25 protein-coding genes are annotated in these 26,533 nt (G+C 52.1%); 20 read left to right on the top strand and 5 right to left on the bottom strand.

The window, feature by feature from the left end; genetic code table 11:
• Window positions 1–150: 150 nt before the first annotated feature.
• Window positions 151–1,131: an IS5-like element IS5 family transposase gene (locus G434_RS18275; RefSeq protein ID WP_000019400.1), complete on the bottom strand. Its 981-nt coding sequence runs from the start codon at window positions 1,129–1,131 to the stop codon at window positions 151–153.
• A 334-nt stretch (window positions 1,132–1,465) separates the two neighbouring features.
• Between G434_RS18275 and udk the strand changes: the two genes are divergently transcribed.
• From udk to asmA, 3 genes are all read left to right on the top strand, one after another.
• Entirely contained in the window at window positions 1,466–2,107 is a 642-nt protein-coding gene (gene udk / locus G434_RS18280; protein WP_001295424.1) for a uridine kinase, read from the top strand.
• A 91-nt stretch (window positions 2,108–2,198) separates the two neighbouring features.
• The gene (gene dcd, locus G434_RS18285; protein ID WP_001234777.1) at window positions 2,199–2,780 is read left to right on the top strand and encodes a dCTP deaminase; all 582 of its coding nucleotides are present in this window, start codon (window positions 2,199–2,201) and stop codon (window positions 2,778–2,780) included.
• 21 nt (window positions 2,781–2,801) lie between these two features.
• Window positions 2,802–4,655: an outer membrane assembly protein AsmA gene (gene asmA, locus G434_RS18290; protein ID WP_001252360.1), complete on the top strand. Its 1,854-nt coding sequence runs from the start codon at window positions 2,802–2,804 to the stop codon at window positions 4,653–4,655.
• 52 nt (window positions 4,656–4,707) lie between these two features.
• Here asmA and G434_RS18295 read toward each other — a convergent pair whose 3' ends face one another.
• The 4 genes from G434_RS18295 to G434_RS30285 form a co-directional block, all read right to left on the bottom strand.
• Window positions 4,708–4,998, bottom strand: a complete 291-nt coding sequence (locus tag G434_RS18295; protein ID WP_000687872.1) for a helix-turn-helix domain-containing protein — start codon at window positions 4,996–4,998, stop codon at window positions 4,708–4,710.
• Window positions 4,988–5,326, bottom strand: coding sequence for a type II toxin-antitoxin system RelE/ParE family toxin (locus G434_RS18300; protein ID WP_016239044.1), 339 nt, complete (start codon window positions 5,324–5,326; stop codon window positions 4,988–4,990). The genes G434_RS18295 and G434_RS18300 overlap by 11 nt, the downstream gene beginning before the upstream one ends.
• A gap of 74 nt (window positions 5,327–5,400) precedes the next feature.
• Entirely contained in the window at window positions 5,401–6,984 is a 1,584-nt protein-coding gene (locus tag G434_RS18305) for a TerC family protein (protein ID WP_000454701.1), read from the bottom strand.
• A 200-nt stretch (window positions 6,985–7,184) separates the two neighbouring features.
• The gene (locus G434_RS30285; protein WP_162750043.1) at window positions 7,185–7,334 is read right to left on the bottom strand and encodes a hypothetical protein; all 150 of its coding nucleotides are present in this window, start codon (window positions 7,332–7,334) and stop codon (window positions 7,185–7,187) included.
• Between the two features lie 309 nt (window positions 7,335–7,643).
• Here G434_RS30285 and wza point away from each other — a divergent pair, with 309 nt between their 5' ends.
• The 17 genes from wza to wzxC all read left to right on the top strand — a co-directional run bounded on the left by wza (window position 7,644) and on the right by wzxC (window position 26,318).
• Window positions 7,644–8,783, top strand: a complete 1,140-nt coding sequence (wza, locus tag G434_RS18310) for a polysaccharide export protein Wza (RefSeq protein ID WP_000978080.1) — start codon at window positions 7,644–7,646, stop codon at window positions 8,781–8,783.
• Between the two features lie 5 nt (window positions 8,784–8,788).
• The gene (wzb, locus tag G434_RS18315) at window positions 8,789–9,232 is read left to right on the top strand and encodes a low molecular weight protein-tyrosine-phosphatase Wzb (protein ID WP_000482899.1); all 444 of its coding nucleotides are present in this window, start codon (window positions 8,789–8,791) and stop codon (window positions 9,230–9,232) included.
• A gap of 2 nt (window positions 9,233–9,234) precedes the next feature.
• Window positions 9,235–11,397, top strand: coding sequence for a tyrosine-protein kinase Wzc (gene wzc, locus G434_RS18320; RefSeq protein ID WP_000137092.1), 2,163 nt, complete (start codon window positions 9,235–9,237; stop codon window positions 11,395–11,397).
• A gap of 128 nt (window positions 11,398–11,525) precedes the next feature.
• Entirely contained in the window at window positions 11,526–12,365 is an 840-nt protein-coding gene (gene wcaA / locus G434_RS18325; RefSeq protein WP_000654487.1) for a colanic acid biosynthesis glycosyltransferase WcaA, read from the top strand.
• A gap of 2 nt (window positions 12,366–12,367) precedes the next feature.
• Window positions 12,368–12,856 carry a colanic acid biosynthesis acetyltransferase WcaB gene (gene wcaB / locus G434_RS18330; RefSeq protein WP_000888713.1) on the top strand — a complete coding sequence of 163 codons (489 nt, stop codon included), beginning with the start codon at window positions 12,368–12,370 and terminating at the stop codon, window positions 12,854–12,856.
• A complete protein-coding gene (wcaC, locus tag G434_RS18335) occupies window positions 12,853–14,070 on the top strand; it encodes a colanic acid biosynthesis glycosyltransferase WcaC (protein WP_001023935.1) in 1,218 nt (405 codons plus the stop codon). Before wcaB ends, wcaC begins: the two co-directional genes overlap by 4 nt.
• A complete protein-coding gene (gene wcaD, locus G434_RS18340; RefSeq protein WP_001554204.1) occupies window positions 14,045–15,265 on the top strand; it encodes a colanic acid polymerase WcaD in 1,221 nt (406 codons plus the stop codon). Before wcaC ends, wcaD begins: the two co-directional genes overlap by 26 nt.
• A gap of 80 nt (window positions 15,266–15,345) precedes the next feature.
• Window positions 15,346–16,092, top strand: a complete 747-nt coding sequence (wcaE, locus tag G434_RS18345) for a colanic acid biosynthesis glycosyltransferase WcaE (RefSeq protein WP_000927030.1) — start codon at window positions 15,346–15,348, stop codon at window positions 16,090–16,092.
• Window positions 16,093–16,107: 15 nt separating this feature from the next.
• The gene (gene wcaF, locus G434_RS18350) at window positions 16,108–16,656 is read left to right on the top strand and encodes a colanic acid biosynthesis acetyltransferase WcaF (RefSeq protein WP_001153557.1); all 549 of its coding nucleotides are present in this window, start codon (window positions 16,108–16,110) and stop codon (window positions 16,654–16,656) included.
• Between the two features lie 26 nt (window positions 16,657–16,682).
• The gene (gmd, locus tag G434_RS18355) at window positions 16,683–17,804 is read left to right on the top strand and encodes a GDP-mannose 4,6-dehydratase (RefSeq protein WP_000048190.1); all 1,122 of its coding nucleotides are present in this window, start codon (window positions 16,683–16,685) and stop codon (window positions 17,802–17,804) included.
• 2 nt (window positions 17,805–17,806) lie between these two features.
• Window positions 17,807–18,772 carry a GDP-L-fucose synthase gene (gene fcl / locus G434_RS18360; RefSeq protein WP_000043618.1) on the top strand — a complete coding sequence of 322 codons (966 nt, stop codon included), beginning with the start codon at window positions 17,807–17,809 and terminating at the stop codon, window positions 18,770–18,772.
• A 2-nt stretch (window positions 18,773–18,774) separates the two neighbouring features.
• Window positions 18,775–19,254 carry a GDP-mannose mannosyl hydrolase gene (gmm, locus tag G434_RS18365; protein WP_000479831.1) on the top strand — a complete coding sequence of 160 codons (480 nt, stop codon included), beginning with the start codon at window positions 18,775–18,777 and terminating at the stop codon, window positions 19,252–19,254.
• Entirely contained in the window at window positions 19,251–20,474 is a 1,224-nt protein-coding gene (gene wcaI / locus G434_RS18370; RefSeq protein WP_000699670.1) for a colanic acid biosynthesis fucosyltransferase WcaI, read from the top strand. Before gmm ends, wcaI begins: the two co-directional genes overlap by 4 nt.
• A 2-nt stretch (window positions 20,475–20,476) precedes the next feature.
• Window positions 20,477–21,913, top strand: coding sequence for a mannose-1-phosphate guanyltransferase (cpsB, locus tag G434_RS18375; RefSeq protein ID WP_000079263.1), 1,437 nt, complete (start codon window positions 20,477–20,479; stop codon window positions 21,911–21,913).
• Between the two features lie 104 nt (window positions 21,914–22,017).
• Window positions 22,018–23,388 (top strand): colanic acid biosynthesis phosphomannomutase CpsG, encoded by a 1,371-nt coding sequence (cpsG, locus tag G434_RS18380; protein ID WP_001296216.1) that lies wholly within the window; start codon window positions 22,018–22,020, stop codon window positions 23,386–23,388.
• A 55-nt stretch (window positions 23,389–23,443) separates the two neighbouring features.
• Entirely contained in the window at window positions 23,444–24,838 is a 1,395-nt protein-coding gene (gene wcaJ, locus G434_RS18385) for an undecaprenyl-phosphate glucose phosphotransferase (RefSeq protein WP_000183119.1), read from the top strand.
• 1 nt (window position 24,839) lies between these two features.
• Entirely contained in the window at window positions 24,840–26,318 is a 1,479-nt protein-coding gene (gene wzxC / locus G434_RS18390) for a colanic acid undecaprenyl disphosphate flippase WzxC (protein WP_000058422.1), read from the top strand.
• Window positions 26,319–26,533 lie beyond the last annotated feature (215 nt).

The raw sequence follows: 26,533 nt of genomic DNA, 5'->3' as shown, positions 1-26,533 counted from the left end.
CTAGGGAAGGTGCGAATAAGCGGGGAAATTCTTCTCGGCTGACTCAGTCATTTCATTTCTTCATGTTTGAGCCGATTTTTTCTCCCGTAAATGCCTTGAATCAGCCTATTTAGACCGTTTCTTCGCCATTTAAGGCGTTATCCCCAGTTTTTAGTGAGATCTCTCCCACTGACGTATCATTTGGTCCGCCCGAAACAGGTTGGCCAGCGTGAATAACATCGCCAGTTGGTTATCGTTTTTCAGCAACCCCTTGTATCTGGCTTTCACGAAGCCGAACTGTCGCTTGATGATGCGAAATGGGTGCTCCACCTTGGCCCGGATGCTGGCTTTCATGGATTCGATGTTGATGGCCGTTTTGTTCTTGCGTGGATGCTGTTTCAAGGTTCTTACCTTGCCGGGGCGCTCGGCGATCAGCCAGTCCACATCCACCTCGGCCAGCTCCTCGCGCTGTGGCGCCCCTTGGTAGCCGGCATCGGCTGAGACAAATTGCTCCTCTCCATGCAGCAGATTACCCAGCTGATTGAGGTCATGCTCGTTGGCCGCGGTGGTGACCAGGCTGTGGGTCAGGCCACTCTTGGCATCGACACCAATGTGGGCCTTCATGCCAAAGTGCCACTGATTGCCTTTCTTGGTCTGATGCATCTCCGGATCGCGTTGCTGCTCTTTGTTCTTGGTCGAGCTGGGTGCCTCAATGATGGTGGCATCGACCAAGGTGCCTTGAGTCATCATGACGCCTGCTTCGGCCAGCCAGCGATTGATGGTCTTGAACAATTGGCGGGCCAGTTGATGCTGCTCCAGCAGGTGGCGGAAATTCATGATGGTGGTGCGGTCAGGCAAGGCGCTATCCAGGGATAACCGGGCAAACAGACGCATGGAGGCGATTTCGTACAGAGCATCTTCCATCGCGCCATCGCTCAGGTTGTACCAATGCTGCATGCAGTGAATGCGTAGCATGGTTTCCAGCGGATAAGGTCGCCGGCCATTACCAGCCTTGGGGTAAAACGGCTCGATGACTTCCACCATGTTTTGCCATGGCAGAATCTGCTCCATGCGGGACAAGAAAATCTCTTTTCTGGTCTGACGGCGCTTACTGCTGAATTCACTGTCGGCGAAGGTAAGTTGATGACTCATGATGAACCCTGTTCCATGGCTCCAGATGACAAACATGATCTCATATCAGGGACTTGTTCGCACCTTCCCTAGTACAAAAGTTTTACATTTTATATGCGAATTGCTCATAAAGTGACGTAAAGGCGGATAATTTGCGCAACTTCGTATAACAATTTTTACCTTGCATTAAAACTGAACAACGTAATTTGCCACCGGGAATTATTCGTCAACAATTACTCTGAGCGCGCGGCAACGCTATTCGACTGGTATCAGGCGGATGAAATCCCTATAATTGCCGCGTTTGGCGCTTCGTCGCCCCCTTCCTAACATCCAGGTTAATCAGGTCGCTAAATATATGACTGATCAGTCTCATCAGTGCGTCATTATCGGTATCGCTGGCGCATCGGCTTCCGGCAAGAGTCTTATTGCCAGTACCCTTTATCGTGAATTACGTGAGCAAGTCGGTGATGAACACATCGGCGTAATTCCCGAAGACTGCTATTACAAAGATCAAAGCCATCTGTCGATGGAAGAACGCGTTAAGACCAACTACGACCATCCCAGCGCGATGGATCACAGCCTGTTGCTTGAGCATTTACAAGCGTTGAAACGCGGCTCGGCCATTGACCTGCCGGTTTACAGCTATGTTGAACATACGCGTATGAAAGAAACGGTGACGGTTGAGCCGAAGAAAGTCATCATTCTCGAAGGCATTTTGCTGCTAACGGATGCGCGTTTGCGTGACGAACTTAACTTCTCAATTTTCGTTGATACCCCGCTGGATATCTGCCTGATGCGCCGCATCAAGCGTGACGTTAACGAGCGTGGGCGTTCAATGGATTCAGTGATGGCGCAATATCAAAAAACCGTGCGTCCGATGTTCCTGCAATTCATTGAGCCTTCTAAACAATATGCGGACATTATCGTGCCGCGCGGCGGGAAAAACCGCATCGCCATCGATATATTGAAAGCGAAAATAAGTCAGTTCTTTGAATAAGCTTGATAAATTGTGTACCGTTCAGTGATAACCTGGTATGCCCTTGACGTAATTGGCGTTAAGGGAGTGATGCACGAAAGGAGAAAATGCCATGCGTCTGTGTGACCGAGATATTGAAGCCTGGCTTGATGAAGGCCGTTTGTCGATCAACCCACGTCCGCCAGTGGAGCGTATTAATGGCGCGACGGTGGATGTGCGCCTGGGCAATAAATTTCGTACCTTCCGTGGTCACACGGCAGCGTTTATCGATCTGAGCGGTCCCAAAGATGAAGTGAGCGCCGCGCTTGACCGCGTGATGAGCGATGAGATCGTACTCGATGAAAGCGAGGCGTTTTATCTTCACCCAGGAGAGCTGGCGCTGGCGGTGACGCTGGAGTCGGTGACGCTGCCAGCCGATCTGGTGGGCTGGCTGGACGGTCGTTCCTCACTGGCGCGTCTGGGGCTTATGGTGCACGTCACCGCGCACCGTATCGATCCGGGCTGGTCTGGCTGTATTGTGCTGGAGTTCTACAACTCCGGTAAGCTGCCGCTGGCGCTGCGTCCGGGCATGTTAATTGGTGCGCTGAGCTTTGAGCCGCTTTCCGGCCCGGCGGCGCGACCTTACAACCGCCGTGAAGATGCGAAATATCGCAACCAGCAGGGCGCGGTAGCCAGCCGAATCGATAAAGACTAATTCAGGCCCATTGAGGATACCATGAGACGATTTCTGACGACGCTGATGATACTCCTGGTCGTGCTGGTGGCCGGGTTATCTGCGTTAGTGTTGCTGGTGAATCCGAATGATTTCCGCGACTATATGGTCAAGCAAGTTGCTGCACGTAGCGGTTATCAATTGCAGCTCGACGGGCCACTGCGTTGGCACGTCTGGCCGCAACTTAGTATCCTCTCCGGGCGAATGTCTCTCACTGCCCAGGGCGCGAGCCAGCCACTGGTTCGCGCAGACAACATGCGTCTGGACGTGGCGCTTTTACCACTGCTGAGTCATCAACTGAGCGTTAAGCAGGTGATGCTAAAAGGGGCAGTGATCCAACTGACGCCGCAGACGGAAGCGGTACGCAGTGAAGATGCCCCGGTTGCACCACGCGACAATACCTTGCCGGATCTGTCAGACGATCGCGGATGGTCGTTTGATATATCCAGTCTTAAGGTGGCGGACAGCGTGCTGGTGTTCCAGCATGAAGATGACGAGCAGGTGACAATCCGCAATATTCGCCTGCAAATGGAACAAGATCCCCAACATCGTGGTTCATTTGAGTTCTCCGGGCGGGTTAATCGCGATCAGCGCGATCTCACGATATCCCTTAACGGTACGGTAGATGCTTCTGATTATCCGCATGATTTAACGGCGGCTATTGAACAAGTTAACTGGCAGTTGCAGGGTGCAGATTTACCAAAACAAGGTATTCAGGGGCAGGGGAGTTTCCAGGCCCAGTGGCAGGAGTCACATAAACGCCTTTCATTTAACCAAATTAGTTTGACCGCCAATGACAGTACGCTGAGCGGGCAAGCACAGGTCACGTTGACAGAGAAACCGGAATGGCAGCTGAGACTGCAATTCCCGCAACTGAATCTTGACAACCTCATCCCGCTTAATGAAACAGCGAACGGTGAAAACGGTGCCGCGCAGCAGGGGCAGAGCCAATCAACGTTGCCGCGCCCGGTCATTTCTTCGCGTATTGATGAACCGGCCTATCAGGGACTGCAAGGCTTTACGGCTGATATTTTGTTGCAGGCCAGTAACGTGCGCTGGCGCGGAATGAATTTTACAGATGTTGCCACGCAAATGACCAACAAGTCGGGTTTGCTGGAAATTACTCAACTGCAGGGCAAACTTAACGGTGGACAGGTTTCACTGCCGGGCACGCTGGACGCGACATCAATAAATCCGCGGATAAACTTCCAGCCACGGCTGGAAAACGTTGAGATTGGTACCATTCTGAAGGCGTTTAACTATCCGATTTCGTTGACCGGAAAGATGTCACTGGCTGGTGATTTCTCCGGTGCTGACATAGATGCCGACGCATTCCGCCATAACTGGCAAGGACAGGCACATGTCGAAATGACCGACACGCGCATGGAAGGGATGAACTTCCAGCAGATGATTCAGCAAGCGGTAGAACGTAATGGTGGTGATGTGAAGGCCGCTGAAAACTTCGATAACGTAACGCGTCTTGACCGCTTTACCACCGATTTGACGTTGAAGGATGGCGTCGTGACGTTAAACGACATGCAAGGTCAATCGCCCATGCTGGCGCTTTCCGGGGCTGGTACGTTGAATCTGGCGGAGCAAACCTGTGACACCCAGTTTGATATTCGGGTCGTGGGGGGCTGGAACGGGGAAAGCAAACTGATTGATTTCCTCAAAGAAACGCCAGTACCGCTGCGGGTTTATGGCAACTGGCAGCAACTTAATTACAGCCTGCAAGTGGACCAGCTGCTACGCAAACATCTACAGGACGAAGCGAAACGTCGCCTGAATGACTGGGCCGAGCGGAATAAAGATTCCCGCAATGGCAAAGATGTGAAGAAGTTGCTGGAGAAGATGTAAGACAAGTTATGCAGATGGCGGCGTCAATTTGTCGCCATCTGTATTTATAGCACTAAGCAGCATGTGGATATTGAACTTCAATACGTTGAATATGCAACCCTGCATGAGCCATCATGGTGATCAATTTATCGATACTAAAGATCTGGATTTTACCTCTGGCAAGTTCAGATATGCGAGGTTGAGTGACCCCTAAAGCAGACGCTGCCTGAGCCTGGCTAAACCCTTGTTGTTCAATCCAGTTATTAATGATCGTAACAAGTTCGGCACGGATCCGCATATTTTCCGCTTGTTCAGGGGTGTCACTCACCGCATCCCACACACTATCAAAGGTTTCAATTTTCATTTTTCCGCTCCTGAACAAGTTCTTTATAGCGTCGTTTGGCTAAATCAATATCCGATTGACTGGTAGTCTGTGTTTTCTTTTGAAAACAATGCAATACGTAAACCGCTTCTTCAAATTTTGCGACATACATGACGCGATAGATCCCATCAGCATCGCGAGTACGAATCTCTCGCACACCAGGGCCGATAGTTGAAAAAGGTTTCCAGTCGTATGGGTTTAACCCTTGTTGGATCCTGTCGAGTTGATAGCCAATTTCCTGTCGAGACGATTCTGGAAATGCGCGTAAATCGTCAAGACTGGTATCAAGAAAAACCAGCTTTTTTCTCATTACTCCATCCTTAGATTATACTAAATTTTGTATAAATCAAATGCGCAGTTTGAACCTGCGCATTTGATGTTTTATCACACCTCGTACTCCATCTCGCCATCCTTACGCAGCGGAATAATCTGCACCTTCTGCACGCGATGGCTTTCCACCTGCAACGTTTTGAGCAAGTAATCCCCTACCTGAACTTCTTCGCCAGGTTTTGGAATACGCTGCAAATATTCCATCAACAGCCCGGCAATGGTGTGATATTCGCGTTTCTCATCCAGCGGTAGCGGCACATATTGCACCAGATCTTCCAGCGGCATATGACCATTCGCAGTCCAGGAACCGTCGGCATTCTTCTGAATATCATGGCGGGCGTCGATCTCTTCCACTTCGTTCGGCAAGTTACCGGCAATGGTTTCAGTGACGTCACTTAATGTCACAATCCCTTCCACCGAGCCAAACTCATCCACCACAAAAGCAAAGTGTGTGCGGGCATTACGGAACTGCTCCAGGGCAGGTAACAACGGCAAGGTTTCCGGGAACACCAGCGGCTGGCGAATCAACACCCGCAGGTTGAGCGGTTCGCCGCGCAGAGACTGTTGTAGCAGGTCGATAACGTGAACAACACCGAGCAAATCTTCTGCGTCATCACCGTCGGTAACCACCAGCCGCGTATGCTGATTTCGCTCCAGCAACTGGCGGATTTCCTCTTCCGGCGCGTTGAGATCGATATGCTCAATATCGTGGCGCGACGTCATAATGCTGCTGACAGTACGCTGGTTAAGATTAAGGACCCGCTCAATCATCCGCCGTTCCTGCGGATTAAAGATCTGCTGGTTACCATGATCCACCAGCATGGACGCGGTTTCGGCGTCCAGTTCCGCATCTTCTTTTTGCCCGCTAAGCAGGCGCATTACCGCTTCGGTAGTCCGCTGGCGCAGCGTCTGGTTAGCGGAAAGAAAACGTCGCCGGTTAAAGATAGCCAACTGATTGAGCGCCTCGATCATCACCGAGAAACCAATAGCAGCGTACAGGTAGCCTTTCGGAATGACGAAGCCGAAACCTTCTGCCACCAGGCTAAAGCCAATCATCAACAGGAAGCTTAAGCAGAGAATAACGATCGTCGGGTGACTGTTAACAAATTGCGTTAACGGCTTGCTGGCCATCAACATCAGGCTGATAGCGATAACAACGGCGGCCATCATGACCAGTAAATGGTCGACCATCCCGACGGCGGTAATCACCGAGTCGAGTGAGAAGATGGCGTCCAGTACCACAATTTGTGTCACCACCCCCCAGAACTTCGCACCTTTGCGTTGCGTGGGGTTATTGCTGTCTTTCCCCTCCAGCCGTTCGTTCAGCTCCATCGTGGCTTTGAACAGCAGAAAGAAACCACCAAACAGCATGATTAAGTCGCGGGCGCTAAAGGTAAACGAGCGGAAGCTGAACAGCGGTTGAGTCAGGGTGACCAGCCAGGAGATAGACGCCAGCAGTAACAGGCGCATTAACATCGCCAGCAGCAGCCCGGTAACCCGTGCGCGGTCGCGCTGCTTCGGCGGTAGTTTTTCGGCGAGGATGGCAATAAAGACCAGGTTATCAATGCCGAGGACCAGTTCGATCACAATCAGCGTGATTAACCCAGCCCAGATAGACGGATCGGCAATCCATTCCATAGTAAGTACAAAACCTATTCGTTGTATGACAAATGTCACAATTCGATCATGGATAAATCGGGGCAAAAATGCAATGTTGCAGCACTATTTATCTCATATTATTTGAGGGTTATAACCTCACATTATCCCAGAATTAAAGGTGCTAATAATAAAACATTATTTAAGAAATATCGCATGTGGAGACACTATATTAAATATTGTCAATCTAAAGAAACTCCTAAAAACCATATTGAACGACACTTAATATAATTCTTAAAAATAGCCAATTGCCGAATTGTTACCTTGCCTGCTATTCCGTTAGCTGTAACACTTCCTCCTTCATTATTGGAGAGCCAATATTCAATTACCATAATGTCACCTTATATTCGGAAGTTAATTTCCGCAATAACCCTTTCTCATCAACGACTGTATGCAGAGAGGGTGTGAAAAATTAAGCTAAATCAGTGTGTTGGTAGCTAAAAAGCCAGGGGCGGTAGCGTGTCTGGATGCCTGAAAGACCAGTCTGAATTATTCTGTCAATAGCCTGCGGATGAAATCAATTTTTTTTAGGACTGATGCCAGTTAAATTTTTATTCAATTAACTGCAAGGTAAATGTGCATGGCGACATTGCTATTAATAGTGCACAGGATAATTACTCTGCCAAAGTGATAAATAAACAATGATGAAATCCAAAATGAAATTGATGCCATTATTGGTGTCAGTAACCTTGATAAGCGGTTGCACAGTACTTCCGGGCAGCAATATGTCGACGCTGGGGAAAGACGTCATCAAACAGCAGGACGCTGATTTCGATCTCGACAAAATGGTGAATGTTTATCCGCTGACCCCGCGCCTGATTGATCAATTACGCCCACGCCCGAATGTAGCGCGCCCCAATATGACGCTGGAAAGCGAGATCGCGAATTACCAGTATCGCGTCGGGCCGGGGGACGTTCTTAATGTCACCGTCTGGGATCACCCGGAACTCACCACGCCAGCCGGTCAGTACCGCAGCTCCAGCGACACCGGCAACTGGGTACAGCCTGACGGCACCATGTTCTACCCGTATATCGGCAAAGTTCACGTGGTGGGGAAAACGCTCGCTGAAATCCGCAGTGATATTACCGGGCGCTTAGCGACGTACATCGCTGACCCGCAGGTGGACGTTAATATCGCCGCCTTCCGCTCGCAAAAAGCCTATATCTCCGGTCAGGTGAATAAATCCGGTCAACAGGCCATTACCAACGTGCCACTGACCATTCTCGACGCCATCAACGCCGCAGGTGGCCTGACCGACACCGCTGACTGGCGCAACGTGGTGCTAACACACAATGGTCGTGAAGAGCGCATTTCTTTGCAGGCGCTGATGCAAAACGGCGACCTCAATCAGAACCGACTGCTTTACCCCGGCGATATTCTTTACGTGCCACGTAATGATGATCTGAAAGTGTTTGTGATGGGTGAAGTGAAGAAACAGAGCACCCTGAAAATGGACTTTAGCGGCATGACCCTGACTGAAGCCCTGGGCAATGCTGAAGGCATCGACATGACCACCTCCAACGCCAGCGGCATCTTTGTCATTCGTCCGCTGAAAGGCGAGAGCGGGCGTAACGGCAAGATTGCCAATATCTACCAGCTGGATATGTCCGATGCGACGTCGCTGGTAATGGCGACAGAATTCCGCCTGCAACCTTATGACGTGGTGTATGTCACCACCGCCCCGGTATCCCGCTGGAACCGTCTGATCAATCAGTTGCTGCCAACTATTAGCGGTGTCCGTTACATGACGGATACAGCCAGCGACATTCATAACTGGTAATCGTCATGTTTAACAACATCTTAGTTGTCTGTGTCGGCAATATTTGCCGTTCCCCGACGGCGGAACGCTTACTGCAACGTTATCACCCGGAGCTAAAAGTGGAGTCCGCTGGACTCGGCGCGTTGGTCGGTAAGGGCGCTGATCCTACCGCTATCAGCGTCGCCGCAGAACATCAACTGTCCCTGGAAGGTCACTGTGCACGGCAAATCAGCCGCCGCCTGTGTCGCAACTACGACCTGATTCTGACCATGGAAAAGCGCCATATCGAACGCTTATGCGAGATGGCACCCGAGATGCGCGGCAAAGTGATGCTGTTTGGTCACTGGGATAACGAATGTGAAATCCCCGATCCATATCGCAAAAGCCGGGAAACGTTTGCAGCGGTGTACGCATTACTTGAACGGTCTGCCCACCAGTGGGCGCAGGCATTGAACGCAGAGCAGGTATAAGAATGACAGAAAAAGTAAAACAACATGCCGCTCCGGTAACGGGCAGTGATGAAATCGATATTGGTCGCCTGGTTGGCACCATCATTGAAGCACGCTGGTGGGTGATTGGCATTACCGCCGTATTCGCCCTCTGTGCCGTGGTTTACACCTTCTTCGCTACGCCGATATACAGCGCCGACGCACTGGTACAAATCGAACAAAGCAGCGGCAATTCGTTAGTGCAGGATATCGGATCGGCATTAGCCAACAAACCGCCTGCATCGGACGCCGAGATCCAGTTGATTCGTTCGCGTCTGGTGCTTGGTAAAACGGTGGACGATCTCGACCTTGATATTGCGGTGAGCAAAAACACGTTCCCGATTTTCGGTGCGGGCTGGGAGCGCCTGACGGGACGCCAGAACGAGACGGTGAAAGTGACCACCTTTAACCGACCGAAGGAGATGGCGGATCAGGTGTTTACGCTTAATGTGCTGGACAACAAAAACTACACCCTGAGCAGCGATGGCGGCTTTAGCGCCCGTGGGCAAGCGGGCCAGATGCTGAAAAAAGAAGGCGTCACGCTGATGGTTGAAGCCATTCACGCCAGCCCGGGCAGTGAGTTTACCGTCACCAAATACTCCACGCTGGGGATGATCAACCAACTGCAAAACAGCCTGACGGTAACGGAGAACGGCAAAGACGCAGGTGTTCTGAGCCTGACTTACACCGGTGAAGATCGCGAACAGATCCGCGACATTCTTAACAGCATCGCCCGTAACTATCAGGAACAAAATATTGAGCGCAAATCGGCGGAAGCGTCGAAAAGCCTCGCTTTCCTCGCGCAACAGTTACCGGAAGTACGTAGCCGCCTTGATGTTGCCGAAAACAAACTGAATGCCTTCCGTCAGGATAAAGATTCAGTTGATCTGCCGCTGGAAGCGAAAGCGGTGCTCGATTCGATGGTGAACATCGACGCGCAGTTGAACGAACTGACCTTTAAAGAGGCGGAAATCTCCAAGCTGTACACCAAAGTTCACCCGGCGTACCGCACGCTGCTGGAGAAACGGCAGGCGCTGGAAGACGAAAAAGCCAAACTTAATGGTCGCGTAACGGCGATGCCGAAAACCCAGCAGGAAATTGTGCGTCTGACCCGCGATGTCGAGTCTGGTCAGCAGGTCTATATGCAACTGCTGAATAAAGAGCAGGAGCTGAAAATCACCGAAGCCAGCACCGTCGGCGATGTGCGCATTGTCGACCCGGCAATCACCCAGCCAGGTGTACTGAAACCGAAGAAAGTGCTGATTATCCTTGGGGCGATTATCCTTGGCCTGATGCTCTCTATCGTGGGTGTGCTGCTGCGCTCGTTGTTTAATCGCGGTATCGAAAGCCCGCAGGTGCTGGAAGAACACGGTATCAGCGTTTATGCCAGCATCCCGCTGTCGGAGTGGCAGAAAGCGCGCGATAGCGTCAAAACCATCAAAGGGATTAAACGCTATAAACAGAGCCAGCTACTGGCGGTGGGGAATCCAACCGATCTGGCGATTGAAGCCATCCGTAGTCTGCGTACCAGTCTGCACTTCGCGATGATGCAGGCACAGAACAATGTGTTGATGATGACCGGGGTTAGCCCGTCAATCGGTAAAACCTTTGTCTGCGCCAACCTGGCGGCGGTGATTAGCCAGACCAATAAACGGGTGTTGTTGATCGACTGCGATATGCGCAAAGGCTACACCCACGAGCTGTTGGGCACTAATAACGTTAATGGCCTGTCGGAAATTCTGATTGGACAGGGCGATATTACTACCGCTGCTAAACCGACCTCTATTGCCAAATTTGACCTGATCCCGCGCGGTCAGGTACCGCCAAATCCTTCTGAACTGTTAATGAGCGAACGCTTTGCCGAACTGGTGAAGTGGGCGAGTAAAAACTACGACCTGGTGTTGATTGATACGCCGCCGATTCTGGCAGTGACCGATGCGGCAATTGTTGGTCGTCATGTCGGAACCACGTTGATGGTGGCGCGTTATGCGGTCAACACATTGAAAGAAGTGGAAACCAGTCTGAGCCGCTTTGAGCAAAACGGTATTCCGGTGAAAGGGGTGATTCTGAACTCCATCTTCCGCCGCGCCAGCGCGTATCAGGATTATGGCTATTACGAATACGAATATAAGTCGGATGCGAAATAACGAGATCCGCTGTCGGATGCGATGCTGACGCATCTTATCCGACCTACGTTCACGCCGCATCCGGCAACAGAACCTGTAAACCAGCTTATAAACCGGCAGAACATCTCGATACTCCGGGAGAACAACCTATGAAAGACAATCCGCTGATTTCAATCTATATGCCGACCTGGAACCGCCAACAACTGGCGATTCGGGCGATAAAATCGGTCCTGCGCCAGGACTACAACAACTGGGAGATGATCATCGTGGATGATTGCTCCACCTCCTGGGAACAACTACAACAGTACGTCACCGCCCTCAACGATCCGCGTATCACTTACATTCACAACGACATTAACAGCGGGGCGTGCGCGGTACGTAACCAGGCGATTATGCTGGCGCAAGGGGAATACATCACCGGGATCGATGACGATGATGAATGGACACCCAACCGCCTGAGCGTCTTCCTCGCCCATAAACAGCAACTGGTCACACACGCCTTTTTGTACGCTAACGACTACGTTTGCCAGGGCGAAGTTTATTCCCAACCGGCAAGCTTGCCGCTGTATCCCAAATCGCCGTATTCACGCCGCCTGTTTTACAAACGCAATATCATTGGCAATCAGGTCTTTACCTGGGCGTGGCGTTTCAAAGAGTGCTTGTTCGATACCGAACTGAAAGCGGCACAGGATTACGACATCTTCCTGCGGATGGTGGTGGAGTACGGCGAACCGTGGAAAGTGGAAGAGGCGACGCAGATCCTGCATATCAATCACGGCGAAATGCAGATCACCTCGTCACCGAAAAAATTCTCCGGATACTTCCACTTTTACCGCAAGCACAAAGACAAATTCGACCGCGCCAGCAAAAAATATCAGCTGTTTACCCTCTACCAGATCCGCAATAAACGCATGACCTGGCGCACTTTGCTGACGCTGCTGTCGGTGCGTAACGGCAAACGTCTGGCTGATGGTATTCGGGGGCGCTAAAGATGCTGGAAGATCTGCGCGCCAACAGCTGGAGTTTACGCCCGTGCTGCATGGTTCTTGCCTATCGTGCCGCTCATTTTTGTTCGGTGTGGCGCAAAAAGAACGTCCTCAACAATCTTTGGGCGGCCCCGCTGCTGGTGCTGTATCGCATTATCACCGAATGCTTTTTCGGTTATGAAATCCAGGCCGCCGCGACCATAGGCCGACGCTTTACTATCCATCACGGTTACGCCGTAGTGATCAATAAAAACGTGGTCGCGGGGGATGATTTCACCATTCGTCACGGCGTCACTATCGGCAATCGTGGCGCCGATAACATGGCATGTCCACACATTGGCAACGGCGTCGAACTCGGTGCCAACGTCATTATTCTTGGTGATATCACGATTGGTAACAACGTCACCGTGGGCGCGGGCAGCGTGGTGCTCGACTCTGTCCCGGACAACGCGCTGGTGGTGGGAGAAAAAGCGCGAGTGAAGGTAATTAAATGAATATTCTGCAATTTAATGTGCGACTGGCGGAAGGCGGGGCAGCAGGTGTGGCATTAGATCTCCACCAGCGCGCGCTGCAACAGGGGCTGGCGTCACATTTTGTCTACGGCTACGGCAAAGGCGGCAAAGAGAGCGTCAGCCATCAGAACTATCCGCAGGTCATCAAACATACGCCACGGATGACCGCGATGGCGAACATTGCGTTGTTTCGTCTGCTTAATCGCGATCTGTTCGGCAATTTCAATGAGTTATATCGCACCATTACTCGCACACCGGGCCCGGTGGTTCTGCATTTTCATGTGCTGCACAGCTACTGGTTGAATCTTAAGAGCGTGGTGCGCTTTTGCGAAAAAGTGAAAAACCATAAACCGGATGTCACTCTGGTCTGGACGCTACACGACCACTGGAGCGTTACCGGACGCTGCGCCTTTACCGACGGTTGCGAAGGCTGGAAAACGGGCTGCCAGAAATGCCCGACCTTAAATAACTATCCACCGGTGAAGATTGATCGCGCGCACCAGCTGGTGGCGGGTAAACGCCAGTTATTCCGCGAGATGCTGGCACTGGGCTGTCAGTTTATTTCCCCCAGCCAGCATGTGGCTGATGCTTTCAATAGTCTGTACGGTCCAGGGCGTTGCCGGATTATCAATAATGGCATTGATATGGCAACCGAAGCGATTCTGGCGGACTTGCCTCCGGTACGCGAAACCCAGGGCAAGCCGAAAATCGCGGTGGTGGCGCATGACCTGCGTTACGACGGCAAAACTAACCAGCAACTGGTACGCGAGATGATGGCGCTGGGTGACAAAATCGAACTGCATACCTTTGGTAAGTTCTCGCCGTTCACCGCTGGTAACGTTGTCAATCACGGCTTTGAAACTGACAAGCGCAAGTTAATGAGCGTGCTCAATCAGATGGATGCGCTGGTGTTCAGTTCTCGCGTCGATAACTACCCGCTGATTTTGTGTGAGGCGTTATCGATTGGCGTGCCGGTGATCGCCACCCATAGCGATGCGGCGCGGGAAGTGCTGCAAAAATCCGGTGGTAAAACCGTCAGCGAAGAAGATGTGCTGCAACTGGTGCAGTTAAGCAAACCGGAAATCGCACAGGCGATATTTGGTACCACGCTGGCTGAATTCAGCCAGCGCAGCCGCGCCGCCTACAGTGGACAACAGATGCTGGAGGAGTATGTCAACTTCTATCAGAATCTGTAGCTACCTGCTGCTGCCGCTGATCTACCTGCTGGTTAACGTCAAAATCGCCCAGCTTGGCGAAAGTTTCCCCATCACCATCGTCACTTTTTTACCTGTCCTGTTACTGCTGTTTTTAGAGCGCATCAGCGTTAAAAAATTGATGATTGCCTTGGGGATTGGCGCGGGACTTACGGCGTTTAACTACCTGTTTGGTCAGTCGCTGGATGCCAGTAAATACGTCACTTCAACCATGCTGTTTGTCTATATTGTGATCATTATTGGCATGGTGTGGAGTATTCGCTTTAAAACGATTTCGCCACACAACTATCGCAAGATATTACGTTTCTTTTATCTGGTGGTCGGGCTGGTGGTGGTGCTGGCGGCGGTGGAGATGGCGCAAATTATCCTCACCGGCGGTAGCAGTATTATGGAGTCGATTTCGAAATATCTGATTTACAGCAACAGCTATGTGCTGAATTTCATTAAATTCGGCGGCAAGCGCACGACAGCACTTTATTTCGAACCGGCATTTTTCGCTCTGGCATTAATCTCAATTTGGCTCAGCATCAAACAGTTTGGTATCAAAACGCCTAAAACAGATGCTATGATTCTCGCAGGGATAATATTATCCGGTTCATTTTCAGGGGTTATGACCTTTATCCTTTTTTATTTGCTGGAGTGGGCATTTCAATATCTGAATAAAGAGGCGATTAAGAAAAAGTTACCGTTAGCATTGATTTCTCTGGCTGTATTCCTGGTTGGTGTGGTAATCGCGTTCCCTTATATTTCCACCCGTCTGGGCGATTTAGGTACAGAAGGATCGTCATCGTATTATCGTATTGTCGGTCCGCTGGTGATGGTCGGTTATTCTTTAACCCATATTGACGGTGTAGTCAGATTTGGCTCACTTTATGAATATGTCGCATCATTCGGAATATTTAACGGTGCGGATGTCGGAAAAACCATAGACAATGGTTTGTATCTGCTGATTATTTATTTTTCCTGGTTCGCAGTGTTTTTATCGCTGTGGTACATGGGAAAAGTGATAAAAATGATGATCAACGCTTTTGGTGATAACCGCAATTTTCGCGTGCAATTATATCTTTTTACTCCGGTATCGCTGTTTTTTACCGGTTCGATATTTAGCCCAGAATATGCGTTTTTAATCGTCTGCCCGTTTATTTTGCGAAAAGCGTTAAATATACACCCTAAATAATTCGAGTTGCAGGAAGTGGGTGAGCGAGGAAAACCAACGCACATGCAGCTTGAAGTATGACGGGTATTACGAGGTAAAACATGTTGCTTAGCATAATCACTGTCGCGTTTCGTAACCTCGAAGGAATAGTCAAAACACACGCCTCGCTGGCGCATCTGGCGCAGGCGGACGATATCAGCTTCGAATGGATTGTTGTTGATGGCGGTTCCAACGACGGCACCCGTGAGTATCTGGAAAATCTCAATGGTATCTATAACTTACACTTTGTCAGCGAACCAGATAACGGTATCTACGACGCCATGAACAAAGGTATTGAAATGGCGCAAGGCAAGTTCGCGTTGTTTCTCAACTCGGGCGATATTTTTCATCAGGATGCCGCATATTTTGTCCGTAAGTTAAAAGTGCAAAAAGATAACGTGATGATCACCGGCGATGCGCTGCTGGATTTTGGCGACGGGCATAAAATTAAACGTAGCGCCAAACCGGGTTGGTATATTTACCACAGCCTGCCCGCCAGTCATCAGGCGATATTTTTCCCGGTGTCCGGCTTGAAGAAATGGCGTTATGACCTGGAGTATAAAGTTTCTTCCGATTACGCGCTGGCGGCCAAAATGTATAAAGCCGGTTATGCATTTAAAAAACTCAATGGCCTGGTGTCTGAATTTTCTATGGGTGGGGTATCTACCACCAATAATATGGAATTGTGTGCTGACGCCAAAAAAGTCCAACGGCAAATATTGCACGTGCCTGGCTTTTGGGCTGAATTATCCTGGCATTTACGCCAACGTACGACCTCAAAGACGAAAGCCTTATATAACAAAAGCTGAATATAAGGGAAAACGATGCAGGATTTAAGTGGATTCTCGGTGCCGAAAGGGTTCCGGGGTGGCAACGCTATTAAAGTGCAATTGTGGTGGGCAGTACAGGCAACAATATTTGCCTGGTCGCCACAAGTATTGTATCGCTGGCGGGCATTTTTATTACGTTTATTCGGCGCAAAAATAGGAAAAAACGTAGTCATTCGTCCGTCAGTAAAAATTACCTATCCGTGGAAATTAACGTTAGGTGATTACGCGTGGGTCGGCGATGAGGTCAATTTATATACCCTCGGTGAAATAACCATTGGCGCACATTCGGTGATATCGCAAAAAAGTTATTTATGCACTGGTAGCCACGACCATGCAAGTCAACATTTCACCATTAACGCCACGCCTATTGTGATTGGCGAGAAATGCTGGCTGGCAACCGATGTCTTTGTTGCCCCTGGCGTCACGATCGGCGACGGCACCGTCGTGGGTGCGCGAAGCAGTGTTTTTAAATCGCTTCCGGCAAATGTGGTTTGTCGGGGGCACCCCGCAGTGGTGATACGCAAACGCGTTGAAACTGAATAAATTCAAAAAATACAGAGGAATAAGACATGTCAAAAGTCGCTCTCATCACCGGTGTAACCGGACAAGACGGTTCTTACCTGGCAGAGTTTCTGCTGGAAAAAGGTTACGAGGTGCATGGTATTAAGCGTCGTGCATCGTCATTCAACACCGAGCGCGTGGATCACATTTATCAGGATCCGCACACCTGCAACCCGAAATTCCATCTGCATTATGGCGACCTGAGTGATACCTCCAACCTGACGCGCATTTTGCGTGAAGTGCAGCCGGATGAAGTGTACAACCTGGGGGCAATGAGCCACGTTGCGGTTTCTTTTGAGTCACCGGAATATACCGCAGACGTCGATGCGATGGGTACGCTGCGCCTGCTCGAGGCGATCCGCTTCCTCGGTCTGGAAAAGAAAACCCGTTTCTATCAGGCTTCTACTTCTGAACTGTACGGTCTGGTGCAGGAAATTCCGCAGAAAGAGACCACGCCGTTCTACCCGCGATCTCCGTATGCGGTTGCCAAACTGTACGCCTACTGGATCACCGTTAACTACCGCGAATCCTACGGCATGTACGCCTGTAACGGTATTCTCTTCAACCATGAATCCCCGCGCCGTGGCGAGACTTTCGTTACCCGCAAAATCACCCGCGCAATCGCCAACATCGCCCAGGGGCTGGAGTCGTGCCTGTATCTCGGCAATATGGATTCCCTGCGTGACTGGGGCCACGCCAAAGACTACGTAAAAATGCAGTGGATGATGCTGCAACAGGAACAACCGGAAGATTTCGTTATTGCCACCGGCGTTCAGTACTCCGTGCGTCAGTTCGTGGAAATGGCGGCGGCACAACTGGGCATCAAACTGCGCTTTGAAGGCACGGGTGTTGAAGAGAAGGGCATTGTGGTTTCCGTCACCGGGCATGACGCGCCGGGCGTTAAACCGGGTGATGTGATTATCGCCGTTGACCCGCGCTACTTCCGTCCGGCAGAAGTTGAAACGCTGCTCGGTGACCCGACCAAAGCGCACGAAAAACTGGGCTGGAAACCGGAAATCACCCTCAGAGAGATGGTGTCTGAAATGGTGGCTAATGACCTTGAAGCGGCGAAAAAACACTCTCTGCTGAAATCTCACGGCTACGACGTGGCGATCGCGCTGGAGTCATAAGCATGAGTAAACAACGCATTTTTATTGCTGGCCATCGCGGGATGGTCGGTTCCGCCATCAGGCGGCAGCTCGAACAGCGCGGTGATGTGGAGCTGGTATTACGCACCCGCGATGAACTGAACCTGCTGGACAGCCGCGCGGTGCATGATTTCTTTGCCAGCGAAAGCATTGACCAGGTCTATCTGGCGGCGGCGAAAGTGGGTGGTATTGTTGCCAACAACACGTATCCGGCAGATTTCATCTACCAGAACATGATGATTGAGAGCAACATCATTCACGCCGCGCATCAGAACGACGTGAACAAACTGCTGTTTCTCGGATCGTCCTGCATCTACCCGAAACTGGCAAAACAGCCGATGGCAGAAAGCGAGTTGTTGCAGGGCACGCTGGAGCCGACCAACGAGCCTTACGCCATTGCCAAAATCGCCGGGATCAAACTGTGTGAATCTTACAATCGCCAGTACGGACGGGATTACCGCTCAGTCATGCCAACCAACCTGTACGGGCCACACGACAACTTCCACCCGAGTAATTCGCATGTGATCCCAGCATTGCTGCGTCGCTTCCATGAGGCGACGGCACAGAATGCGCCGGACGTGGTGGTGTGGGGCAGCGGTACGCCGATGCGCGAATTTCTACACGTTGATGATATGGCAGCGGCGAGCATTCATGTCATGGAGCTGGCACACGAAGTCTGGCAGGAGAACACCCAGCCGATGCTGTCGCACATTAACGTCGGCACGGGCGTTGACTGCACTATCCGTGAGCTGGCGCAAACCATCGCCAAAGTGGTGGGTTACAAAGGTCGGGTGGTTTTTGATGCCAGCAAACCGGATGGCACGCCGCGCAAACTGCTGGATGTGACGCGGCTGCATCAGCTTGGCTGGTATCACGAAATCTCACTGGAAGCGGGGCTTGCCAGCACTTACCAGTGGTTCCTTGAGAATCAAGACCGCTTTCGGGGGTAATGATGTTTTTACGTCAGGAAGACTTTGCCACGGTAGTGCGCTCCACTCCGCTTGTCTCTCTCGACTTTATTGTCGAGAACAGTCGCGGCGAGTTTCTGCTTGGCAAAAGAACCAACCGCCCGGCGCAGGGTTACTGGTTTGTGCCGGGAGGGCGCGTGCAGAAAGACGAAACGCTGGAAGCCGCATTTGAGCGGCTGACGATGGCGGAACTGGGGTTGCGTCTGCCGATAACAGCAGGCCAGTTTTACGGTGTCTGGCAGCACTTTTATGACGATAACTTCTCCGGCTCGGATTTTACCACTCACTATGTGGTGCTCGGTTTTCGCTTCAGAGTAGCGGAGGAAGAGCTGTTACTGCCGGATGAGCAGCATGACGATTACCGCTGGCTGACGCCGGACGCGTTGCTCGCCAGTGACAATGTTCACGCTAACAGCCGCGCCTATTTTCTCGCTGAGAAGCGTGCCGGAGTACCCGGATTATGAAAATACTGGTCTACGGCATTAACTACTCGCCGGAGTTAACCGGCATCGGCAAATACACCGGCGAGATGGTGGAATGGCTGGCGGCACAAGGTCATGAGGTGCGGGTCATTACCGCGCCGCCTTACTACCCGCAGTGGCAGGTGGGCGAGAACTATTCCGCCTGGCGGTACAAACGGGAAGAGGGGGCCGCCATGGTGTGGCGCTGCCCGCTGTACGTGCCAAAACAGCCGAGCACTCTGAAACGCCTGTTGCATCTCGGCAGTTTTGCCGTCAGCAGTTTCTTTCCACTGATGGCGCAACGTCGCTGGAAGCCGGATCGCATTATCGGCGTAGTGCCAACGCTGTTTTGCACGCCGGGAATGCGCCTGCTGGCGAAACTCTCTGGTGCGCGTACCGTGCTGCATATTCAGGATTACGAAGTGGACGCCATGCTGGGGCTGGGCCTTGCCGGAAAAGGCAAAGGCGGCAAAGTGGCACAGCTGGCGACGGCGTTCGAACGTAGCGGACTGCATAACGTCGATAACGTCTCCACGATTTCGCGTTCGATGATGAATAAAGCCATCGAAAAAGGCGTGGCGGCGGAAAACGTCATTTTCTTCCCAAACTGGTCGGAAATCGCCCGTTTTCAGCATGTCGCAGACGCCGATGTTGATGCCCTTCGTAACCAGCTTGGCCTGCCGGATAACAAAAAAATCATTCTTTACTCCGGCAATATTGGTGAAAAGCAGGGGCTGGAAAACGTTATTGAAGCTGCCGATCGCCTGCGCGATGAACCGCTTATTTTTGCCATTGTCGGGCAGGGCGGCGGCAAAGCGCGGCTGGAAAAAATGGCGCAGCAGCGTGGACTGCGCAACATGCAATTTTTTCCGCTGCAATCGTATGACGCTTTACCCGCACTGCTGAAGATGGGGGATTGCCATCTGGTGGTGCAAAAACGCGGCGCGGCAGATGCCGTATTGCCGTCGAAACTGACCAATATTCTGGCGGTAGGCGGTAACGCGGTGATTACCGCAGAAGCCCACACCGAACTGGGGCAGCTTTGCGAAACCTTTCCGGGCATTGCGGTTTGCGTGGAACCGGAATCGGTCGAGGCGCTGGTGGCGGGGATTCGTCAGGCGCTCCTGCTGCCCAAACACAACACGGTGGCACGTGAATATGCCGAACGCACGCTCGATAAAGAGAACGTGTTACGTCAATTTATAAATGATATTCGGGGATAATTATGGCGCAGTCGAAACTCTATCCAGTTGTGATGGCAGGTGGCTCCGGTAGCCGCTTATGGCCGCTTTCCCGCGTACTTTACCCCAAGCAGTTTTTATGCCTGAAAGGCGATCTCACCATGCTGCAAACCACCATCTGCCGCCTGAACGGCGTGGAGTGCGAAAGCCCGGTGGTGATTTGCAATGAGCAGCACCGCTTTATTGTCGCGGAACAGCTGCGTCAACTAAATAAACTCACCGAGAACATTATTCTCGAACCGGCGGGGCGTAACACCGCACCTGCCATTGCGCTGGCGGCGCTGGCGGCAAAACGTCATAGCCCGGAGAACGACCCATTAATGCTGGTGCTGGCGGCGGATCATGTGATTGCCGATGAAGACGCGTTCCGTGCCGCCGTGCGTAATGCCATGCCGTATGCCGAAGCGGGCAAGCTGGTGACCTTCGGCATTGTGCCGGATCTACCTGAAACCGGATATGGCTATATTCGTCGCGGTGAAGTGTCGGCGGGTGAGCAGGATACGGTGGCCTTTGAAGTGGCGCAGTTTGTCGAAAAACCGAATCTGGAAACCGCGCAGGCCTATGTGGCAAGTGGCGAATATTACTGGAACAGCGGTATGTTCCTGTTCCGTGCCGGACGTTATCTCGAAGAACTGAAAAAGTATCGTCCGGATATTCTCGATGCCTGTGAAAAAGCGATGAGCGCCGTCGATCCGGATCTCGATTTTATTCGTGTGGATGAAGAGGCGTTTCTCGCCTGTCCGGAAGAGTCGGTAGATTACGCGGTCATGGAACGCACGGCAGATGCCGTTGTGGTGCCGATGGATGCGGGCTGGAGTGATGTCGGTTCCTGGTCCTCTTTATGGGAGATCAGTGCCCACACCGCCGAGGGCAACGTTTGCCATGGCGATGTGATTAATCACAAAACTGAAAACAGCTATGTGTATGCCGAATCTGGCCTGGTCACCACCGTCGGGGTGAAAGATTTGGTGGTAGTGCAGACCAAAGATGCAGTGCTGATTGCTGACCGTAACGCGGTGCAGGATGTGAAAAAAGTGGTCGAGCAGATCAAAGCTGATGGTCGCCATGAGCATCGGGTGCATCGCGAAGTGTATCGTCCGTGGGGCAAATATGACTCTATCGACGCGGGCGACCGCTACCAGGTGAAACGCATCACCGTGAAACCGGGCGAAGGGTTGTCGGTACAGATGCATCATCACCGCGCGGAACACTGGGTGGTTGTCGCGGGAACGGCAAAAGTCACTATCGACGGTGATATCAAACTGCTTGGTGAAAACGAGTCCATTTATATTCCGCTGGGGGCGACGCATTGCCTGGAAAACCCGGGGAAAATTCCGCTCGATTTAATTGAAGTGCGCTCCGGCTCTTATCTCGAAGAGGATGATGTGGTGCGCTTCGCGGATCGCTACGGACGGGTGTAAACGTCGCATCAGGCAATGAATGCGAAACCGCGATGTAAATAACGACAAAAACAAAATTGGCCGTTTCGGTCAGGGCCAACTATTGCCTGAAAAAGGGTAACGATATGAAAAAATTAACCTGCTTTAAAGCCTATGATATTCGCGGGAAATTAGGCGAAGAACTGAATGAAGATATCGCCTGGCGCATTGGTCGCGCCTATGGCGAATTTCTCAAACCGAAAACCATTGTGTTAGGCGGTGATGTCCGCCTCACCAGCGAAACCTTAAAACTGGCGCTGGCGAAAGGTTTACAGGATGCGGGCGTCGACGTGCTGGATATCGGCATGTCCGGCACCGAAGAAATCTATTTCGCCACGTTCCATCTCGGCGTGGATGGCGGCATTGAAGTTACCGCCAGCCATAACCCGATGGATTACAACGGCATGAAGCTGGTGCGCGAAGGGGCTCGCCCGATCAGCGGCGATACCGGACTGCGCGACGTCCAGCGTCTGGCAGAAGCCAACGACTTTCCTCCCGTCGATGAAACCAAACGCGGTCGCTATCAGCAAATCAATCTGCGTGACGCTTACGTTGATCACCTGTTCGGTTATATCAACGTCAAAAACCTCACGCCGCTCAAGCTGGTGATTAACTCCGGGAACGGCGCGGCGGGTCCGGTGGTGGACGCCATTGAAGCCCGCTTTAAAGCCCTCGGCGCACCGGTGGAGTTAATCAAAGTGCATAACACGCCGGACGGCAATTTCCCCAACGGTATTCCTAACCCGCTACTGCCGGAATGTCGCGACGACACCCGCAATGCGGTCATTAAACACGGCGCGGATATGGGCATTGCTTTTGATGGCGATTTTGACCGCTGTTTCCTGTTTGACGAAAAAGGGCAGTTTATCGAGGGTTACTACATTGTCGGTTTGCTGGCAGAAGCGTTCCTCGAAAAAAATCCCGGCGCGAAGATCATCCACGATCCACGTCTCTCCTGGAACACCGTTGATGTGGTGACTGCCGCAGGCGGCACCCCGGTAATGTCGAAAACCGGACACGCCTTTATTAAAGAACGTATGCGCAAGGAAGACGCCATCTACGGTGGCGAAATGAGCGCCCACCATTACTTCCGTGATTTCGCTTACTGCGACAGCGGCATGATCCCGTGGCTGCTGGTCGCCGAACTGGTGTGTCTGAAAGGAAAAACGCTGGGCGAACTGGTGCGCGACCGGATGGCGGCATTCCCGGCAAGCGGTGAGATCAACAGCAAACTGGCGCAACCCGTTGAGGCGATTAACCGCGTGGAACAGCATTTTAGCCGTGAGGCACTGGCGGTGGATCGTACCGATGGCATCAGCATGACCTTTGCCGACTGGCGCTTTAATCTGCGCTCCTCCAACACCGAACCGGTGGTGCGGTTGAATGTGGAATCACGCGGTGATGTGCCGCTGATGGAAGCGCGAACGCGAACTCTGCTGACGTTGCTGAACGAGTAATGTCGGATCTTCCCTTACCCCCACTGCGGGTAAGGGGCTAAAAACAGGAACAACGATGACAAATCTAAAAAAGCGCGAGCGAGCGAAAACCAATGCATCGTTAATCTCTATGGTGCAACGCTTTTCAGATATCACCATCATGTTTGCCGGGCTATGGCTGGTTTGCGAAGTGAGCGGACTGTCATTCCTCTACATGCACCTGTTGGTGGCGCTGATTACGCTGGTGGTGTTCCAGATGCTGGGCGGCATCACCGATTTTTATCGCTCATGGCGCGGTGTTCGGGCAGCGACAGAATTTGCCCTGTTGCTACAAAACTGGACGTTAAGCGTGATTTTCAGCGCCGGACTGGTGGCGTTCAACAATGATTTCGACACGCAATTGAAAATCTGGCTGGCGTGGTATGGGCTGACCAGCATCGGACTGGTGGTTTGCCGTTCATGTATTCGTATTGGGGCGGGCTGGCTGCGTAATCATGGCTATAACAAGCGCATGGTCGCGGTGGCGGGGGATTTAGCCGCCGGACAAATGCTGATGGAGAGCTTCCGTAATCAGCCGTGGTTAGGGTTTGAAGTGGTGGGCGTTTACCACGACCCGAAACCGGGTGGCGTTTCTAACGACTGGGCGGGTAATCTGCAACAGCTGGTCGAGGATGCGAAAGCGGGCAAGATTCATAACGTCTATATCGCGATGCAGATGTGCGACGGCGCGCGAGTGAAAAAACTGGTCCATCAACTGGCGGACACCACCTGTTCGGTGCTGCTGATCCCCGATGTCTTTACCTTCAACATTCTCCATTCCCGTATCGAAGAGATGAACGGCGTACCGGTGGTGCCGCTGTATGACACGCCGCTTTCCGGGGTTAACCGCCTGATAAAACGTGCGGAAGATATTGTGCTGGCGACGCTTATCCTGCTGCTGATCTCCCCGGTGCTGTGCTGCATTGCGCTGGCGGTGAAACTGAGCTCACCGGGGCCGGTTATTTTCCGCCAGACTCGCTACGGCATGGATGGCAAGCCGATCAAAGTGTGGAAGTTCCGTTCCATGAAAGTGATGGAGAACGACAAAGTGGTGACCCAGGCGACGCAGAACGATCCGCGCGTCACCAAAGTGGGGAACTTTCTGCGCCGCACCTCGCTGGACGAATTGCCGCAGTTTATCAATGTGCTGACTGGCGGGATGTCGATTGTCGGTCCGCGTCCGCACGCGGTGGCGCATAACGAACAGTATCGCCAGCTCATTGAAGGCTACATGCTGCGCCATAAAGTGAAACCGGGCATTACCGGCTGGGCGCAGATTAACGGCTGGCGCGGCGAAACCGACACGCTGGAGAAAATGGAAAAACGCGTCGAGTTCGACCTTGAGTACATCCGCGAATGGAGCGTCTGGTTCGATATCAAAATCGTTTTCCTGACGGTATTCAAGGGCTTCGTTAACAAAGCGGCATATTGATATGAGCTTACGTGAAAAAACCATCAGCGGCGCGAAGTGGTCGGCGATTGCCACGGTGATCATCATCGGCCTCGGTCTGGTGCAAATGACTGTGCTGGCGCGGATTATAGATAACCACCAGTTCGGTTTGCTTACCGTGTCGCTGGTGATCATCGCGCTGGCAGATACGCTTTCTGACTTCGGTATCGCTAACTCCATTATTCAGCGAAAAGAAATCAGCCACCTTGAACTCACCACGCTGTACTGGCTGAACGTCGGGCTGGGGATCGTGGTGTGCGTGGCGGTGTTTTTGTTGAGTGATCTCATCGGCGACTTGCTGAATAACCCGGACCTGGCACCGTTGATTAAAACATTGTCGCTGGCGTTTGTGGTGATCCCCCACGGGCAACAGTTCCGCGCGTTGATGCAAAAGGAGCTGGAGTTCAACAAAATCGGCATGATCGAAACCAGCGCGGTGCTGGCGGGCTTTACTTTTACGGTGGTTAGCGCCCATTTCTGGCCGCTGGCGATGACCGCGATTCTCGGTTATCTGGTCAATAGTGCGGTGAGAACGCTGCTGTTTGGCTACTTTGGCCGCAAAATTTATCGCCCCGGTCTGCATTTCTCGCTGGCGTCGGTGGCACCGAACTTACGCTTTGGTGCCTGGCTGACGGCGGACAGCATCATCAACTATCTCAACACCAACCTTTCAACGCTGGTGCTGGCGCGTATTCTCGGCGCGGGCGTGGCTGGGGGATACAACCTGGCGTACAACGTGGCCGTTGTGCCACCGATGAAGCTGAACCCGATCATCACCCGCGTGTTGTTTCCGGCGTTCGCCAAAATTCAGGACGATACAGAAAAGCTGCGCGTCAACTTCTACAAGCTGCTGTCGGTGGTGGGGATTATCAACTTTCCGGCGCTGCTGGGGCTAATGGTGGTGTCGAATAACTTTGTACCGCTGGTATTTGGCGAAAAGTGGAGCAGCATTATTCCGGTGCTGCAATTGCTGTGTATTGTGGGGCTACTGCGCTCCGTGGGTAACCCGATTGGTTCGCTGCTGATGGCGAAAGCGCGGGTCGATATCAGCTTTAAATTCAACGTATTCAAAACCTTTCTGTTTATTCCGGCAATCATCATTGGTGGGCAGATGGCGGGCGCAATCGGCGTCACGCTTGGCTTCCTGCTGGTGCAGATTATCAACACCATTCTGAGCTATTTCGTGATGATTAAACCGGTGCTCGGTTCCAGTTATCGCCAGTACATCCTGAGTTTGTGGCTGCCGTTTTATCTCTCGCTGCCGACGCTGGTGGTCAGTTATGCGCTGGGCATTGTGCTGAAAGGGCAACTGGCGCTGGGGATGCTGCTGGCGGTGCAAATAGCCACGGGCGTGCTGGCGTTTGTGGTGATGATTGTGCTGTCGCGCCATCCGCTGGTGGTGGAAGTGAAGCGTCAGTTTTGTCGCAGCGAAAAAATGAAAATGCTTTTACGGGCGGGGTGAATGGTTGTTTTCGGTTCCGGCAACGGTTGCCGGATGCGGCGTAAAACGCCTTATCCGTCCTGGGGGGCTGGGCTTGGATCTTGTAGGTCTGATAAGACGCGTTAGCGTAGCATCAGGCACTGAATGCCGGATGCGGCGTGAACGCCTTATCCGGCCTACGGTTCTGTGCTCGGATCTTGTAGGCCTGATAAGACGCGTCAGCGTCGCATCAGGCA

Origin of the sequence: Escherichia sp. KTE172, from assembly GCF_000408845.1 — a bacterium.
Taxonomy (GTDB): domain Bacteria; phylum Pseudomonadota; class Gammaproteobacteria; order Enterobacterales; family Enterobacteriaceae; genus Escherichia; species Escherichia coli.
Note: the sequence above shows the minus strand (reverse complement) of the source record. Positions and strands in the feature narration are given on the sequence as shown.